Annotated in this window: 19 protein-coding genes and 2 tRNA genes; 3 read left to right on the top strand and 18 right to left on the bottom strand. The window is 30.8% G+C overall.

Features of this window, described 5'->3' with window-relative positions; translation table 4 throughout:
• Positions 1-70: 70 nt before the first annotated feature.
• Positions 71-586, top strand: a complete 516-nt coding sequence (recU, locus tag EXC42_RS01220; protein WP_129648856.1) for a Holliday junction resolvase RecU — start codon at positions 71-73, stop codon at positions 584-586.
• Here the strand turns inward: recU and EXC42_RS01215 are convergent.
• The 10 genes from EXC42_RS01215 to prfA all read right to left on the bottom strand — a co-directional run bounded on the left by EXC42_RS01215 (position 583) and on the right by prfA (position 10,517).
• On the bottom strand, positions 583-861 hold the full coding sequence (locus tag EXC42_RS01215; protein WP_012498153.1) for an HU family DNA-binding protein: 279 nt from the start codon (positions 859-861) through the stop codon (positions 583-585). The genes recU and EXC42_RS01215 overlap by 4 nt on opposite strands.
• 43 nt (positions 862-904) lie before the next feature.
• Positions 905-1,891 (bottom strand): NAD(P)H-dependent glycerol-3-phosphate dehydrogenase, encoded by a 987-nt coding sequence (locus EXC42_RS01210; protein ID WP_012498152.1) that lies wholly within the window; start codon positions 1,889-1,891, stop codon positions 905-907.
• 9 nt (positions 1,892-1,900) lie between these two features.
• Entirely contained in the window at positions 1,901-3,205 is a 1,305-nt protein-coding gene (gene der / locus EXC42_RS05970) for a ribosome biogenesis GTPase Der (RefSeq protein WP_012498151.1), read from the bottom strand.
• The gene (gene cmk, locus EXC42_RS01200) at positions 3,205-3,876 is read right to left on the bottom strand and encodes a (d)CMP kinase (protein WP_012498150.1); all 672 of its coding nucleotides are present in this window, start codon (positions 3,874-3,876) and stop codon (positions 3,205-3,207) included. Before cmk ends, der begins: the two co-directional genes overlap by 1 nt.
• 234 nt (positions 3,877-4,110) lie before the next feature.
• The gene (locus EXC42_RS01195) at positions 4,111-4,443 is read right to left on the bottom strand and encodes a hypothetical protein (protein WP_012498149.1); all 333 of its coding nucleotides are present in this window, start codon (positions 4,441-4,443) and stop codon (positions 4,111-4,113) included.
• Between the two features lie 12 nt (positions 4,444-4,455).
• Positions 4,456-5,439, bottom strand: coding sequence for a hypothetical protein (locus EXC42_RS05965; protein ID WP_012498148.1), 984 nt, complete (start codon positions 5,437-5,439; stop codon positions 4,456-4,458).
• A 174-nt stretch (positions 5,440-5,613) separates the two neighbouring features.
• Positions 5,614-7,476, bottom strand: coding sequence for a type I DNA topoisomerase (gene topA / locus EXC42_RS01185; protein ID WP_012498147.1), 1,863 nt, complete (start codon positions 7,474-7,476; stop codon positions 5,614-5,616).
• Positions 7,477-7,560: 84 nt separating this feature from the next.
• Entirely contained in the window at positions 7,561-8,670 is a 1,110-nt protein-coding gene (gene dnaJ / locus EXC42_RS01180) for a molecular chaperone DnaJ (protein ID WP_012498146.1), read from the bottom strand.
• A gap of 54 nt (positions 8,671-8,724) precedes the next feature.
• Complete coding sequence (prmC, locus tag EXC42_RS05960; RefSeq protein ID WP_012498145.1) at positions 8,725-9,432, bottom strand: peptide chain release factor N(5)-glutamine methyltransferase; 708 nt, start codon at positions 9,430-9,432, stop codon at positions 8,725-8,727.
• A 5-nt stretch (positions 9,433-9,437) separates the two neighbouring features.
• Positions 9,438-10,517 carry a peptide chain release factor 1 gene (prfA, locus tag EXC42_RS01170; protein ID WP_041914149.1) on the bottom strand — a complete coding sequence of 360 codons (1,080 nt, stop codon included), beginning with the start codon at positions 10,515-10,517 and terminating at the stop codon, positions 9,438-9,440.
• A gap of 111 nt (positions 10,518-10,628) precedes the next feature.
• On the opposite strand from prfA, the gene EXC42_RS01165 reads away from it, so the two are divergent.
• Positions 10,629-10,703 (top strand) — tRNA-Thr (locus EXC42_RS01165).
• Positions 10,704-10,830: 127 nt separating this feature from the next.
• On the opposite strand, the gene EXC42_RS05955 is transcribed toward EXC42_RS01165, so the two are convergent.
• The 5 genes from EXC42_RS05955 to EXC42_RS01140 form a co-directional block, all read right to left on the bottom strand.
• Positions 10,831-10,905 (bottom strand) — tRNA-Trp (locus tag EXC42_RS05955).
• A gap of 37 nt (positions 10,906-10,942) precedes the next feature.
• The gene (locus EXC42_RS01155) at positions 10,943-11,164 is read right to left on the bottom strand and encodes a phosphopantetheine-binding protein (protein ID WP_012498143.1); all 222 of its coding nucleotides are present in this window, start codon (positions 11,162-11,164) and stop codon (positions 10,943-10,945) included.
• A gap of 10 nt (positions 11,165-11,174) precedes the next feature.
• Positions 11,175-11,726, bottom strand: coding sequence for an MHO_1590 family protein (locus tag EXC42_RS05950; protein ID WP_012498142.1), 552 nt, complete (start codon positions 11,724-11,726; stop codon positions 11,175-11,177).
• Position 11,727: 1 nt separating this feature from the next.
• A complete protein-coding gene (locus EXC42_RS05945; protein WP_129648854.1) occupies positions 11,728-12,843 on the bottom strand; it encodes an MHO_1580 family protein in 1,116 nt (371 codons plus the stop codon).
• A 13-nt stretch (positions 12,844-12,856) separates the two neighbouring features.
• A complete protein-coding gene (locus EXC42_RS01140) occupies positions 12,857-13,180 on the bottom strand; it encodes an MG284/MPN403 family protein (protein WP_012498140.1) in 324 nt (107 codons plus the stop codon).
• A 106-nt stretch (positions 13,181-13,286) separates the two neighbouring features.
• Here EXC42_RS01140 and EXC42_RS01135 point away from each other — a divergent pair, with 106 nt between their 5' ends.
• Entirely contained in the window at positions 13,287-14,042 is a 756-nt protein-coding gene (locus EXC42_RS01135) for a pseudouridine synthase (RefSeq protein WP_012498139.1), read from the top strand.
• Between the two features lie 121 nt (positions 14,043-14,163).
• Here EXC42_RS01135 and EXC42_RS05940 read toward each other — a convergent pair whose 3' ends face one another.
• The 3 genes from EXC42_RS05940 to nadE form a co-directional block, all read right to left on the bottom strand.
• A complete protein-coding gene (locus EXC42_RS05940) occupies positions 14,164-14,967 on the bottom strand; it encodes a YcsE-related riboflavin metabolism phosphatase (protein WP_012498138.1) in 804 nt (267 codons plus the stop codon).
• Between the two features lie 5 nt (positions 14,968-14,972).
• Complete coding sequence (locus EXC42_RS01125; protein WP_012498137.1) at positions 14,973-15,830, bottom strand: tRNA pseudouridine synthase B; 858 nt, start codon at positions 15,828-15,830, stop codon at positions 14,973-14,975.
• Between the two features lie 111 nt (positions 15,831-15,941).
• Entirely contained in the window at positions 15,942-16,712 is a 771-nt protein-coding gene (nadE, locus tag EXC42_RS01120; RefSeq protein ID WP_012498136.1) for an NAD(+) synthase, read from the bottom strand.
• Positions 16,713-16,779: the final 67 nt, after the last annotated feature.

Below are 16,779 nucleotides of genomic sequence, written 5' to 3'. Positions count from 1 at the left end.
TAGCTTAGAAAGTAAAAAAATGCGAAAAAGTTAGGAATTTAGTCGGGCTAATTTGTAGTGTAATTTAAATATGGACAACACGCATTATAAAAACCGGGGCATGCTACTAGAAACCATTATTAATCAAACTAATAATTTCTATTTAAAACATGGCGTTTGTTTAGTACATAAAAAGAATTTGGATATAAAGTTTCAGAAAGTTGAATTAAAAGATCGTAAGCTTATCACCAAAAACGCGCAAATTTCACATAAAAGCACTGTTGATTACTATGGCCTTTATCAAGGGAGATTTCTTGCTTTTGAAGCCAAAAGTACCGAAGATGAAAACTTTAGCCTAAAAAATGTAAAAAAACACCAACTAGAATACCTCGATTTAGTATTGTGACATGGTGGCTTAGCATTTTGAATAATCTATTTTAAAATTCAAAACGAATTTATTTTAGTCGGCCATGAAACTTTTAGAAAAATGATACAAAATAAAAAAACCCTGAACTTTGATGTTCTAAAGGCTAAGGGTGTTATTTTAGAACTACAATATCCAGGAATTTTAGACTACATTTGTTTTGCAAGAAAAAGATTTGATTAATACCGATTCACTTGTGCTTTAAACACATTTGAAAATCTGAATTTAGGTTCAGTTTTAGCAGCTACAACAATTTTTTCTTTTGTAAAGTAGTTGATTCTTTGGCTTTCAGGTTTTTCAATTACTCAAAAAGTACCAAAACCTGAGATTGAAACTGTATTTTTTTTAACAAGTTCTTCAATAATTAATCTTTGAATTTCATCAAAAACTTCCTCAATAAGAACTTGTGGCTTACCAGTATTTTCACTAGCAGCGACGATTAATTCTCTTTTGTTCATTATCTTCTCCTTGTAATTATTTATTATAGCGATAATTGAAACATTATTCGTTGATTATCGGTTTTTTCATTAGATTTTTAATGATTTTTAAAGGATCTTGATGGTCAAAAATGACTTGATATAGTGCTTCTATAATAGGAAGCCTTAGTACTTTTGTAGCAACATATTTTTCGTAAATTATTTTAATTGAATGTTTTCCTTCAATGGTGATATTTTCGTCACCAATTTGATTTTGGATGAAATTTTTTCCGAAAGTATAGTTACGAGATTTGCTAGAAAGAGCTGTTAAAACTAAGTCGCCAATTCCGGTTAGCCCAAATAAGGTTTTATTCTTTCCACCCACAATTTTGTTATATCTTAACATTTCAGAAACGCCCCTAGCAATTAAAGCGGCTTGAGTGTTGTTTGTGAATTCAAGGCCATCTAGCATGCCATTGGCAATTGCTAAGATGTTTTTGTAAATTGCTCCTACGAAAGCTCCGCGGACATCATTTTGACGATAGACTCTAAAATATTCGTTTGAAAATAATTTGGCAACTCGATTAGAAGCAATTTTGCTAGCAGAAACAGCCGAAACTAAAGTAATACTTTTGTTAACCATATCAATAGCAAATGAGGGGCCAATTAGTGAAACTACGCCCGTTATTTTACTTTTGATTTTATTTTTTAGTTCAAGCACTTCATGAACTGGCAAACTTGTATTTGGTCAAAAGCCTTTACTTACATTAATTAAAATGACTTGACTAGTTAAGTTCTGAACAACCTCACTATAAACAGCTTCGTATGCCTTGGTAGGTACGGCCATTAAAACAAATTCAGCCTCCACTAAAGCTTCTTGAAGGTTGGTGGTTGCCTTAAAATAAGGGAGATCAATGCTACCGAAATATTTTGTATTTTTTCCCGATCTTAGCTCTTGAATTTCTTGTTCGTCTACGCCATAGATAACAACATTTTGGTCGTTATCAGCTAAGATAGTGGCACATGCAGTTCCCATTGCCCCAGAACCAATAATTACAATTTTATTTTTCAAAACTAATACCTACTTTTCATTTTTATTTTTCAAAATTAATTCAATTGGTGTCCCAGAAAAATCATAATTAAGTCTAATTTGATTTTCCAAATATCTTAAATAACTAAAGTGTGCTAATTTTTTGTCATTTACAAAAAGTACAAAAGTTGGAATGCTACCCTCGACTTGTTTAGCAAAGGTGATTGAAAGTCTTTTGCCATTAATCGAAGATGCAGGGCGCATTAGTTGCACATTCATAATGAGCTCATTAAGATGATTGGTGGTAATTTTACGTTTGATATTATCTTTTACTTTTAATATTAAATCTTTTAATTTATTAATTCTTTGATTATTTTTAGCAGAAATAAAAGCAATCGGCGCTCAGTCAACAAATTTAAGTTTCTTCGCCAATGATTTTTTGAATTTATCCATTGTTGAAGTATCTTTTTCAATTTTATCTCATTTATTAACAATAACAATCATTGGTTTTTTTTGCTCATAAGCAATACCAATGATATTTTGATGAAAATGACTAACTTCATCAGTAGCATCTAAAACAAGTAAACAAAGATTTGCTTCCTCTATCGCGGCGTGTGCTCTTATAAGAGAATAATGTTCAATGCTATCAATTAATTTGCTTTTTCTTTTAATTCCAGCTGTATCAACAACTTCAAATTCTTCGCCATTAATTTTAATAAATGATGAGATTGCATCCCTAGTAGTGCCAGCTATGTCACTAACAATCGAGCGCTCTTCATTACTCAAAGTGTTTAGCAAAGTACTTTTACCAACATTAGTTTTTCCTAATAAAGCCAACTTAAAAACTTGTGATTCTTGTGCGGTTTTAGGATCAAAACTACTAATGATTTCATCTAAAAGATCTCCTAAGCCATCTCCATGAATTGAACTAATTTTAAAAATTTTATTAAAACCTAGCGAATAGATTAGCGGATCGAAGTCAAAGTTGTTATTCTCGATTTTATTAATTGCCAAAATTACTTTTTTAGCGCTTTTTCGTAGCAATTCTGCTACAAAAAAATCTTCTGATGTTAAGGAATTTCTACCATCAATTAAAAAAACAATAACACTAGCTTCATCAATGGCTACTTGTGCTTGAATTTTAATTTGTTCTTTAAAATCATCATTTTCAATTGTAATTCCACCGGTATCAATTAAAGTAAAAGTGCTACCTGCTCAAGATACAACATCATAAATACGATCACGAGTTACGCCAGGACGATCATAAACAATCGCTTTTCTTTTGTTGATTAATTTGTTAAAAAAAGTGCTCTTGCCGACGTTGGGCTTACCTATTATTGCCACTGCATTTTTCATTAGTTTATCCTTTTTAATATTTCTTGGTATAGAACTTCAAAGTTCTCTTCAATACTCATATTAGAAGTGTCAACTTCAATGCTGCCCTCGCTTACTTTAAGAGGATCGATTGGCCGATTAGTGTCTTCATAATCACGTTTTTTGATTGATTCGTAGACATCAGAGTAATTTGAATGAATGCCCATTTGTTCATCTTGTAGCATTCTTCTCTTTGCTCTAATTTCGGGACTTGCTGACATAAAAAATTTTACTTCAGCGTCCGGTAAAATGCGATAAGTAGCATCACGACCATCAACAATAATGCCCTTATTTTTCTTTGCGTATATTTGAATAAACTGATTTACTTTGATGCGAACAGAAGGAAATTTAGCAATTTGTGAAGCACTTTTGGCCACAATATCTTCGCGAATTTTTTTAGTGACATCTATGCCTTTAAAAATTAATGAATCATCATCTAAAATTTCAATATCATCAAACGCTCAAGCACTATTAACTTCTTCTTCGTTTTTTAAGTTTAAATTATTTACTAATGCGTTGTAGGCAATAATACGATAAAAACTACCACTACTCAAAAATTTGTAGTTTAGTTTTTTTGCAAGCATTGTTGCCATAATCGTTTTACCAACACCGCTAGGTCCGTCGATTGCGATATTTACTCTTTTTTCTTTCATATATAATTTCCTTACTTTTCTAAGATTGTACCAATTTTCTAGGTTAAGTTTCTACGGTTTTAAAAAATTTAAAATTAATTTTAAAAAATGAATGCTTCACTTTATTTAAAATCTTTGCCAAAACACCTTAACTAGTTAAAAGCATTGCATTTTATGTTGTTAGTTAATCGTTAATAATACTAATCCAAAAAACATTTTTTTGAATAAAACTAATAATAAAAAAGCATTAAAAAGTTACTTTTTAATGCTATCAATAATCTTTTCAATTTCTATTGTTTGAGTATCTAAAGCCGTTTCAGCTACACTCATGTCTTTAGCTTCGTTAATTTTAGCGATTCTAGCCTCTAACTCAACAATGTCAGCAAGAATTGCATTGTCATAAGCGGCAGTATACTCTTTTGCTTTGAAAAGATTTTTTATTCCATGTAAAGAAATTTCTTGATTATCGGGGATGATTTTAAGATCCTTTTTTATATTGTTCTCTAGCTTTTTAAACTCCAAGTATTCCTTGCTAAGCGCTTTAGTTTTGATTTTTTTACTTAAAGAATTTTTAGTTGTTTTATTCATATTTATATGATACTAGATTCCATCAACATTATAAATTCACTTAAAAGGAGTGGACTTAATATTTGGATCAGATAAGGACTGAAACTGATAGTCAATGGTTAAGACATTTAATCCTTTTTTAGGGTTTCATTGTACATAAGGGTTGTCATTTTCTTTATAAGAAACTAAGTCAAATTTTTTAGCACCATTAATTTGATTTTTTTCTCGAAAAGCTAAAGGATAAGCGTCACTTTTTTCAAAGATTTCTTTAAATCATTTGAAAACTGCCGCTCTAAATTCTTCACTATTAAATCATTTTTCGGCGTCATTATTAGCTTCTTGTGAATCCTCGCGTACATTTTCTTTAGAGCTGTCTTTTTCTAAGTGTCTTCTTAAAATTTTTAGCAAATCAGGCAATCCTTTTTGAATATTTTCTTTAAAAAGAATGTTATTTTCAAGGTCGCTTTCTTGATTTAAAAAATCAACAGTTTTTTCACCGTGATAGTAGTAAAGAGATTGATTAGTTCCCTTAATTTTTTCACTTTCGTGACGACCTGAGGCATTGTTATAATTTAGTTTAATGGTGTATTCAACGATTAGTTTATATGAACTATCTTTTACTGGTCGTAGATTGGTGTATTCAATTGTGAAATTTTTGACTTGTTGAAAGGTAAAACTATTAGTTATGTGGCGAGAAATAAACTTGTGAGGATCGAATTCACTATTACTTTTTTCTTGAGTGTCGCGAAGTGCACTATAAATTAAAACTTCGGCTTTGCCTTTTAGAAAACTACTAAGAATAGTTTGGGCATCTTGTGAAGTTTCAAGATTAGCTTTAAGTGATACGTTTTGAGCTTCTTTTTGAAATTGTTCGGGACTATAGTAGTCTTTACTTTGGGGTTTTGAGTTTTTAATAACAAAATAAATGGCGCCACTAACAGAACCAATTATGCCAAGCCCAACAATAGATCAAATTAAAGCTCTTGAAACCGTTTTTACTCTACTAGTTTTTTTCATAATTTAGTCATTTTATCCTAAACAATAAGTTTTTAAAAAAATTCTCAAGCTTGGCAATCATTAACACAAAAAATAACCCAATAGTTTTAGAAATAATGTCACATCGATTGATGAATATTATTAAAATGCGGCCCAATAAATATTGGCCGCAAAATAATAAGATATAAAAATATTTTAATTAGCTTTTGAAGATTTTTTGTAGTAACGAGGTTTGTAAGTTTTTTGTCCTGTAGGAGTGCCATCGGCATTCTCAGAGTAACGACAAGCTGGAAAGTTACTACAACCAATGAATTTGGTGTGTTTTTTGCTATTGTTGCGATACAAAAGAGTTGATCCACATCTTGGGCAACTACGCTCTAAAAACTCTTGGGGCATAATGCTTATTTCGATTGTTTTTGAAGCATCATCATAACTACGTTGGAAACGATTTCAAAAGTCTTCTAATAAAATTTTATAGTCAGCTTTGCCTTCGGAAACTTCGTCTAATTCTTCTTCAACCTGAGCAGTGTATTCTTCTGTTATTGTATTTGGAAAACCTTCAATTAGTTTTTTTAAAACTACTTCGCCAAAAACTGTGGGATGTAAGGCACCGTTAATTGTTTCAACAAATAAACGTTTCTTGATGATATTGATCGTTGAAGCAAATGTTGAAGGACGACCAACTTTTATATCGTCTAGCATTTTAATAAGTGAACCTTCATTGTAACGCGCAGGTGGTTGAGTTTCTTTATCAAACCTTGTAAATTCTAGAACAGGAATTGCTTCACCAATTTCGTATTTCGGAAGTGGCTTGGGCTCTTCAAAATTAAGAACACGATAATACCCATCAAAAATAACTTTACTGTATGACATTTTAAAGTAATAAAGCCCATTGACCAATTCATAGCGATAAATTTCTCTAACTGGTGGAGTCATTAATGACGACATAGTTTTGTTGTAGATGATTGTATAAATATAAGATTCAACCTCACCTAAGTCATATTTTGTCTTAGCAACTTGCGGTATTAAATAAATATCTGTAGGACGAATCGCTTCGTGAGCGTCTTGAGCACCTGAAAAACTTTTAATATCACTAGCGACATAATTTTCGCCAAATTTTTCTTTGATGTATTCACGCGCTTTTGCAATAAAGGTATCACTCATTCGTGTTGAGTCTGTTCTTGGATATGAAATTAGCCCCATCTCAAAAAGCTTTTGAGCACTAATTTGCACAGTCGTAGCTGAATATTTTGCTTCTTTATATAAAACCGATTGTTTAAAAGGCGTAATTTGTGATTCTTTTCGTTGTGAAACTTTAAAGTCTTTAACTAATAAACTTTTATTTTTGTTTAATTCAGCAACAATACTATCAATTTTTTCAGGCAAAATTCAAGTATTATCATTTTTAAAATCTGAGTTTGTTGGATAGTAAAAATCAGCGATAACATCTTCGGAAATCTTTGCCTGAATTTTATTGTACTTAATAGGAATAAAAGCCTTTATTTCTTTTTCTTTATCGCACACTAGTTTTAGAGCAATTGATTGCACTCTTCCAGCTGATGGTAGTGATGGAGCATTTTTAACTTTTCTTTTCATTAGTTGCGAAAGCCTAAAACCAATAATTCGATCTAACATTCTTCTAGTTTTTTGGGCTTTTACTAAATTATCGTCAATCATTTGGGGATTTTCTAGTGCTTCTTTGATTGCTTCAGCAGTAATTTCATTGTATTTAATGCGGCGGTAAATCTTACTTAATTTTAGAGTATCAACTAAGTTTTGCGCTATTGCTTCACCTTCGCGGTCCGGGTCAGTTGCAATTAAAACTTCTTTAGCATTTTTAGTAGCATCTTTAAGAGCTTTAATAACTTTAGCTTTAGTACGATCTTGAATCATCATGGGCTCTCAATTAGTAAAATCAATACCAAGCCCATCAACGCCTGATGTGCTTAATTTAAGAATATGACCAACCGAAGAAACAACGTTGTAATCGCTACCAACATATTGCTGAATAGTTTTTACTTTATTTGGTGATTCAACTATTAAAACTTTCTGATCCATTTGTGCTAAAAAACTCCCAAAATATAAAAAAATACGCTAAATATAATAACACAATAAAAAGTTGATTGGGGTAAATAAAAAAGATTAGAACTTGTCCAATCATTTTTTATATTGATTATCTTCATTTTTTGCAAAAATTATTTTTAACTCTTCGCTTGCTTCTTTATCTAGAGAAGGAATATATGGTTTAAGAACCACAACTAGATCACCGCGTTTCTTGGAATTCAAGATACTAAAACCGTAATTACTTAATTTAATAACCGCATCTAATTTAGTATCTTTTTTTAGTTTGATTTTCGTTCTTCCATATGGAGTTGGAATCTCAATTTCTTCTTCTAATAAAATCGATTTTATTGAAACAGGAACCGTTAAAACAATATCGTCATTGATTCTTTCGTAATATTCGTGCGGTTTAATATTAATTGAAATATATAAGTCGCCAGGTTTGCCACCATGATTAGAAGGCATACCATAACCCTTAACAACAATTCTTTGCATGTTTTGTACGCCAGCCGGAATTTTAACGGTTTCAATGACTTGTTTAGTTTCGTAAGTACTGCCATGACAAACGTGGCAAACATTCTTAATAGTTTTCCCTGTTCCACCACACTGTGGACAAGTTGTTACGGTACTAAAGAAGCCCATTTTCTTTGTCACTTGGCCATGACCATTACATTTTGAACAAACAATAACATCACTAGGACTATTAGCTCCGCTACCATTACAATTAGAACAAATCGTGCTTTTATTTAATTTTAACTTAACTTCTTTACCGAAAATAGCATCTAAAAATTCAATGGTAACAGTACTTTCTAAGTCTTCGCCTCTAGTATTTCTTGAAGATCTCCCGAAACCGAAAAGATCCTCAAAAGTTCCGCTTCCAAACCCACCACTTGTAAAAGAATCACGAAATGATTTAAAAATATCGCCAAATAGATCATCAGAATATTGGAATGAACTTTGATCAAAAGCACCGTGACCGTATTTATCATACTTAGCACGTTTTTCGGCATCAGATAAAACTTCGTAAGCTTCGGTTGCCTCTTTAAATTTTTCTTCTGCTCCTTGTTCTTTATTGCGATCCGGGTGATATTGCATCGCTAGTTTACGATAAGCACTTTTAATCTCTTTTTCAGTAGCATTTTTACTAACGCCTAATACTTCGTAATAATCTCGTTTTTGTTTGTCACTCATAATAGAATTACATTTTAGCACAATTTAAATTGGAGTGCTAAATTTTATTAATTTTTATAAGTCATCCTTTTGCAAAATTGCGATGCGATCCTTACCATTAATATCCTTTTTCACAATTACTTTAGGATAATTTTGCTTTAGAAAAATAGCACTATTTTGATCAATTTCAAAAATTAATTTACCACTTTCATTTAAATAGTTCTTAGCCTTTTTTAAAATTTGCATATAAGAAAATAATCCACTTTTTTTGGCAAAAAGGGCAATTTTAGGCTCGTATGAAAGTGATTTTGCAAAATGATTTTTTCTATTAAGATAAGGGGGATTAGAGACAATTACATCAAATCTTTCATCATTTTTAACATTACTAAATCAATTTGACTTAATTATTTTGACGTCCAAGTTATTTAACTTAGCGTTTAATTCGCTTTGCTTAATCGCTTGCTTAGAGATATCAACAAGTGTCACATAACAGCCAATATTTTTTTTAATAGCCAGTCCAATAAAACCAGAGCCACAACCTAAATCTAGTACTTTGGAATTTTTATTTAAATATTGGTATGAAGATATTATTAGTTCTTCAGTTTCGTATCGCGGAATTAAGACTTTGTAAGATAAATCAATAAAGACATTTTGCATTTCTTGATAGCCAATGATTTTTTGTACAGGGCAGTCTTTTTTTAGTAGTTTTAGCTCTTTATTTGAAATCTCTAAAGGTAAATTGTAACGTTCTTTTTCCCTTAGTAAAATGTGTTTATCAATCATTAAAATTAAAATCCTGCAGCTTTAATCTTTAGAGCTTTTTCATCGGCAATTAAAGCATCAATAATTTTGTCCAAATTGCCTTCCATAACATTTTTAAGCGAAAGTGAAAAGCCAATTCGATGATCGGTAATTCGATCTTGAGGATAATTATAGGTACGAATTTTTTCGCTACGATCACCAGTTCCTGCCAATTTTCTTAAGCCTTGTTCTTCTTCTTCCCGCTTTTTAACTTCAATTTCATAGAGTTTAGCTTTAAGAATTTTTAAAGCAGTTTCACGGTTCATAATTTGACTACGTTCATCTTGACTAGTTACTATAATGCCAGTTTTTTTGTGAGTAATCCGTACTGCTGAGTCAGTGGTGTTAACTGATTGTCCACCAGCACCAGAGCTACGAAAAACATCAACTTCGATGTCTTCTGGTCTAATTTCAATTTTAACATCATCATCAACTTCGGGAAGAACTGTAACTGTTGCAGTTGAAGTGTGAACTCTTCCTTGAGTCTCGGTTTGAGGCACTCTTTGTACACGATGCACACCACGTTCAAATTTCAATTTAGAAAAGACTTTTTCACCCTTAACTATGAAAACGATTCTACTATATCCACCAGCAGTGCCGTATACTGAATCAACAATTTTTATTTTAAAGTCATTTGCTTCACAGAACTTTTGATACATTTTAAACAAATCGCCAGAAAAAATATCACCTTCATCGCCACCGGCCGCTCCTCTTATTTCCATAATGACATTTTTGTTGTCATTTTCATCTTGAGGAAGTAGTAGTTCTTTTAGCTCTTGTTCAAGCTTTTGCATTAATGTGCTTTGCTCATCAATATCTTCTTTTGCCAAGGCAATTAACTCTTCATCCTTTTCGTTTTGCAAAATTTCTTTTGATAAGTTATATGACGATTCTGCGGCTAAATAATTAATAAAAGCGATAGCGATGTCTTCAATTGAAGCATGTTCTTTTTGAATTTTAGTGTATTTTTTAATATCGTTAAAAATTTCTAGCTTAGTTAGTTCTTGAGCTAATAATTCATATTTTTCTTTAATTGAAATTAAAGAGGTGTACATTGTCTTTTCCATAATTTTTTTATTATAGCAAAAAAATATTATTCAAATTAATAGTTTAACCAAAGACATTTTCCAAAAATTTAACATATGTTATAAAAATTGTTATAATGATTAAGCAAAAAAGCCGTCTTAGCTCAGGGGCAGAGCACTTCCATGGTAAGGAAGGGGTCGCTGGTTCAATTCCAGTAGACGGCACCATTTCACGGAAATGTGCCAAAATAAGCCTATTTATAGGCTTTTTATTTTATTTATTGCAAAAATTCAAACTAAAAATGAGCCTCAATTATTAAGACTCATTTAAAAAATTAAGATGCAATTAAGCAAATGGCAGGGGTAGCAGGACTCGAACCCACAACACACAGGGTTGAAGCCTGTTGTTCTACCATTGAACTATACCCCTATTGGTAGTTTGTTGCTAAATAATTTTATAATAAAATTTAATTTAATTTTTTATTTAAACAATCAATAATATCTTGAATAGTTTTTAGCTTCATTAGTTCATCATCACTAATGGTTATGTTGTATTTTTCTTCAACGCTCGTCACTAGGACAATAAAATCTAAACTATCAATATCAAGGTCTTTTAGACTTGATGAAGCATCAAAACTATTTCTAGTTAATTTTTTAATTTCGTTAAACACTAATTTTTGAATGTCCATAGCATGACAATTATACTTTATTAACAAAAATGCGATAAGTTCTAAATGATTTTTCGTACTTTTCTTGTGAATATCAAATAAAACTAATTAAAACTTCTTGGTCAGAAATGACTTTATACGAGTATTTGATTTTGCCATAAGTAATTGTCATACGACTAACAATGTCTTTAATGATAAAAGCAATCATATCTTCGTCAATTCAAGCTTGTCCATTGCGGAAATTTAGCTTATCATAATAATCAAGACTATTGACCAACGGAAAAATTTCGCTTGAAGGGATAGTTTTATATTTAGGCTCTTCTTCAATGTCGTTGCCTTCGCCACCATTATCGTCATTATCTTTGGGATTTAACTTCGGTCCTTCTTCTTTAGGCGATTCTTTTTTATTACTATCCTTCTTATTTTTAATATCGTTATCTTTTTTAAGTCGATTTTGATCCTTGGCATCTTTTGATTCAGCTTTTTTATTATGAAAGTACATAGCTGTTGCGGTTCCACCAATTGCTAAGACCGAGATGGTAGCTAGTGAACTTCATAAAAATATTCTTGATTTTTTTGTCATTTTATTCACCTCCAATTTTTCCTATTTCTTCTAATGTAATATTTTCTTTATTAATCTTATTAATGTTTTCATACTTGATGGTTTGTCATTTTTCTAACATGGGGATCTTGTTGTACTCAATTGTTTTAAGTTTTACTTTTCCAATTGTTGGCGAAAAATAAGGATTTGAAATTTTTTGATTGTAAGTTAATTTAAAATCTTTTAATTGATCGCCAAAATCAATTGTTGTTTGGTGACTAAAATTACCATAAAAATTGAGTGGTAATAACAAGCCTAATTGTGATTGCAAATGGTCGGGACTAAATATGGTTTTCTTTTGTCGATGGTCATAATAACTATTGGAGTTAATTGCAATTGTGTTTTCTTTGCCAAAAATATTGCAAATTAATTGAAACTTCCCTTCAATTGATCGATTTGCAATTGTTCCTTTTACTTTAATGCCATTATGATCAGTTTGATTTAGGTTGTAGTTTTTTTTATTATCTTTTGATGTCGTTTTATAAAGTTCTAAATCATATAAAACTTGGTTTCAAACACCCTGTTTAAGTTCGCGTGGGATTGCTACAAAATTTAGCCATTCACTGTAACTATTTTTAAAAGCACTTTTTTGAATATCCTCTTCATTAAAGCACTTAATTGAAAATAGAGTAAGCAATCTTAGATTGATGCCTTCGCTAGATACATTAATGTCCTTTTGCATGCTAGGGTGGCCAAAATAATAAGTTATGCCATAAAGCTTTTGATATGTTTGCCAGTAACCCTCTTTAGTGGCTAGTTCAAAATTAATGTTTTTTAAATCAATTCATTTGAAATTATTTCAATCTTTATCTTTTTTAAGAATGGCGGCAAACACATATTTTCCGCCACTCGAATTCACTCTATTAAAATGAATTTCTTTATTGTTAATGGTTGCAATTGCTTCTACATTAGTTAAGCGAGCGTCACGGTTGGTGTAATGAAACTCAATAATTAATTCATCAGTTTCTAGTAGCTTTCTTACTTTTAGTTCAAAACTTTCATTGGCATTCACATAAGTTTGACTGAAAATTCTTCTTTCAAGTCGATAGAGTAGTTTTTCTTGAATGATTTGTTGTTGCGAAACTGCTGACCGTTGCATAGTTTGAGGTATATTAGTTCACATCGCTAATGTACCTCAAAAATAAATTAACAACATAGTTCAGTTTTTTATAATACGTTGTTTTGGATCAATAATTTAGATACCAACTTCCATAAAGATCTTCTTTAATCAAAAAATTTTTAGTAAAAATCTTCAGATAATCATGGCCCAATGATTTTAAAAATGCATCTAAAATATTTTTATCTTGTGCGGAATTACTTTTAATTTTGTTATATTCGTTTTTCGCCATTGCTAACTTACAAAAGTCATTAATTAATCGCCTTTTAAGAGCAAAGCTACTAGTTAAATCAATATTGTAGTTTCTTAGCTTTTCCATTTTCCTCCTCAAACATAAATTTATCACGCTTTAGTAATACTAAAGAGGCATGGCAACCGCTTAGTTTAATATTTATAAATAAATATGGCTTATAATTAGTCGCACTATGACTGAAACTAAAGATGAGTTTGAAAAAACAATTAAAATTCAAAAAGCCATTAGTCAAGTAGGCTATTGTTCGAGAAGACAGGCCGAAGAGCTTATTAAGCAAAAACGGATCAAAATCAATCACCAAGTCGCCACTTTAGGCCAAAGAGTATTAGCGGACGATCAAATCTTTATTGATGGAAAAAAATTAAATATTAAGCCCCCAAAGTTTTATTTAGTTTTTAATAAGCCTAAAAATACTATTTGCACCTTAAAAGATCCTGAAAAAAGAAAAACAATTTACGAGTATATGGGCCTAAAAGAATATGCCTATTCGGTTGGAAGATTGGATTTTAATAGTACAGGAATTATTTTGGTTACTAACGACGGTGATTTTGCTAATTTAATAGCACATCCGTCTGCCAATATTAAAAGAGTTTATGAAGTTGTTCTAGAAAAAGAACTTTCCGAGGGCGATTTTAATTATCTAAATAGTAACAAAGTAATACTAAATGGCAAAAAGTCTAGTCAAAGCCTTAGCAAATTGGCGCCTTTTAAATATAGTGTTAGTTTGTACGAAGGTAGAAACCACCATGTAAAAAATCTCTTTTTACTAGTGAATAATTATGTAAAAGAACTTCATCGCGTAAGTTATGGACCGATCACTGACGCTAATCTAAAGATTGGCAAAACTCGCCATTTGAGTGAAAGCGAAGTACAAAATTTAAAAACGCTTGCCCTTAAACAAAAATATTTAGGCAATCATCAAAAATAAGTTTTCTTTTTTAATAAACCTTTTTTTAAAATTAAAAAAAATACTTGGCCTTATAAAGCTCAAGTGTTTTTTATTTTATATAAAGCAATTATTAATTAAAAAAATGTTAGGTTAACTGATGTTAGTAAAAAAAACCTTTTTCACGAAGTTTAAAATACGGTCCATCTTCAGTAACTGGTAAACAAATTTCATTAGCTACTTCTTTGGTAACATCTTCACCATTGCCCATTGCAATTCCTAGTCCAACAGCTCGAAGCATTTCGATGTCATTTTCACTATCACCAAAGGCAACAACTTCTTCTAACGAATATCCTAAAAGATCAGTTAGGATTTTTAGACCAGTTGCTTTGGTAATTTCTCTAGCAGAAATAAATACGCCACCACTTCATTCGGCTAAAACTCATAGATCAATGTTGTTATCTTCAAAGAATTTAGTAAGTTTTTTTGAAACTTCTTGAGGATTTTTGCAAGTTACGGTAATTAAATAATTTTTATCGTTTTGCTTTTGAAATTCTTCGACTGAAAGGAATTTATCTTTATAAGGACGATAGTATCAGTGATCAATATTAAAAAGATCGTTATAGTAGCCTCATTTATTACCAACAAACGAAAATGCTAATTGGTTTTCTTTGGCAAATTCCTGGAATTTTAAATAATCTTCATAAGCAATTGTTTTTTCAAAAACATATTCGTTAGTTCTTAAATCTAAAATAAAAGTTCCATTCGCACCAATAAAATAGTCAACATAAGGATTATTGATTTGCTTGCCAACAGTAAAAATATCACGGCCGGTGCAAAGAACATTAATATATCCGTTTGCTTTTAGTTTTTCAAACATTTCTTTTAGACGTGGTGAAAGCTCATCAATTCCAAATGGAAGCAGTGTACCATCAATGTCAAAAGCGATAATTTTGTATTTTGTCATAATTGCTATTCTCCTTTAATAATCTTGTCTAAAACGGGGTAAAAAAGTTTGGTAAATTTTATATTACCATGTTCGACCGTTCCGTATCCGATTATTTCGTTTAAGAAAGTAAATATTGTTTGATCATTTTGCATTGCCAAATTTTCAATAAAAAGCGGCTGCTGTTTGGCGAGCAAAATAATTTGATTTTTTGTTAACGTATATAATGATACCCCAAATAATTTCCTAATATCATTAATTTTTGAAAAGTTATTTTTTTCATCTAAAGAAATGTTTCCAACCTTAGTTCTTTTCAAAATATTTGTGCAAGCATCGGTGGCCAACATTAGACCTATATCATGCACCATCGACCGAATATAAGTGCCTTTTGATACTTTAGTTTCAAAAATAAAACTCTGCTCTTCATAGTTAAAATCAATTAATTTTATGTAGTGAATTTTAATGGCATTAGGTTTTAGAACCACATTTTTATTATCCCTTGCTAGTAAATAGCTTCGTACCCCATTTACTTTTTTGGCGCTAAAAGCAGGTGGTAGTTGTGTGGTGGTATTTTTAAGCTCATCTAAAACTTTTAGCAACATTTCTTTAGTGATGTGTTTATTTTCTAAATAGGTAATTGGTTCACCTTCATCGTAACTTGCACTTGAACGATGTAAAAAAGCTTTTACATAATATTCTTTATCATCGTTTGCAATCAAAGAAAGCATTTTAGTGTCTTGGTCAGTTGCGACTATTAAAAGTCCTTGTGCTAGAGGATCTAAAGTACCGGCGTGACCAATTTTTTTAATATGATTTTCTTTGGCAAATTCTTTAATAGCTTTGAAGCTTGAAATCCCTCTTTTTTTATTGATTTGATAAAACATTTTTTCCTTCTTTATTGAGTAGTAAAATCTAGTCTATAAAAGTAAATAAAATAAGCATTTTATTTTTAAAAAAGACTATTAGCAAGATAAAAATTAATGTTTTATTATTAATTATTTTAACTTAGGACCACGAGGGATTTCAAGACGTTTGTGATTAGAAATTTTATGATAGTGAGTAATAGAATCAGCAATTTCTTTAGAAACTAAATTAGGATCAATTAATCATTTTTCAAAAGTTTCATAACTAAACCCTAAATCACCTTCATCAGATTGATTTTCGCATAAATCAGCACTGGGTTTTCGATCAATGATTTCATCCGGAACACCCAACATATTAGCTAAAGCATAAACATCAGATTTTTTAATATTAGCGATTGGCAAAATATCACATCCGCCATCACCATATTTTGTAAAGTAACCTAAAAAATGTTCATCATAATTGTCAGTTCCACACACTAACGTTTCATTTTTTTGGCTAAGAGCGTATAAACTTGACATATATAGCCGTGATTTTAGATTACCTAAAACTTGATTAGAATTAATGCTAAGTTTTGAAGTTAAACTATTAAATTCATCACTTAAGTCAATTGTTTCAATATTAAGATCAAATTTTTTAGCAAGCAAGTTAATGTTTCTTTCAATTTCTGGATTGCTTGACGTTTTAAAATGATAGAAATAGGTTTTTATCGTTGGAATTTGTTTGCAAATTACTGCTAAAAGTGAGCTATCAATGCCTCCTGAGATTCCTAATGAAATTCCTTTTTGATTAGCCGAGGTAACTTTTTGCAAAATCCAAGTACTCAATTTCTTGATATAGGTTTGGTAGATTTTGGTTTCTTTTTTGTTTAATTTAGGGCGTTTAAATGATTCTTGAAATGTCATACTAAAATTCTAGCAAAAGCTTTTAAAAAAACCGCATGCTTTGGCGTTTTTTTTCGCTATAATAATT

It is taken from the genome of Metamycoplasma arthritidis, from assembly GCF_900660715.1.
Classification (GTDB): Bacteria; Bacillota_I; Bacilli_A; order Mycoplasmatales; family Metamycoplasmataceae; genus Metamycoplasma; species Metamycoplasma arthritidis.
Note: the sequence above shows the minus strand (reverse complement) of the source record. Positions and strands in the feature narration are given on the sequence as shown.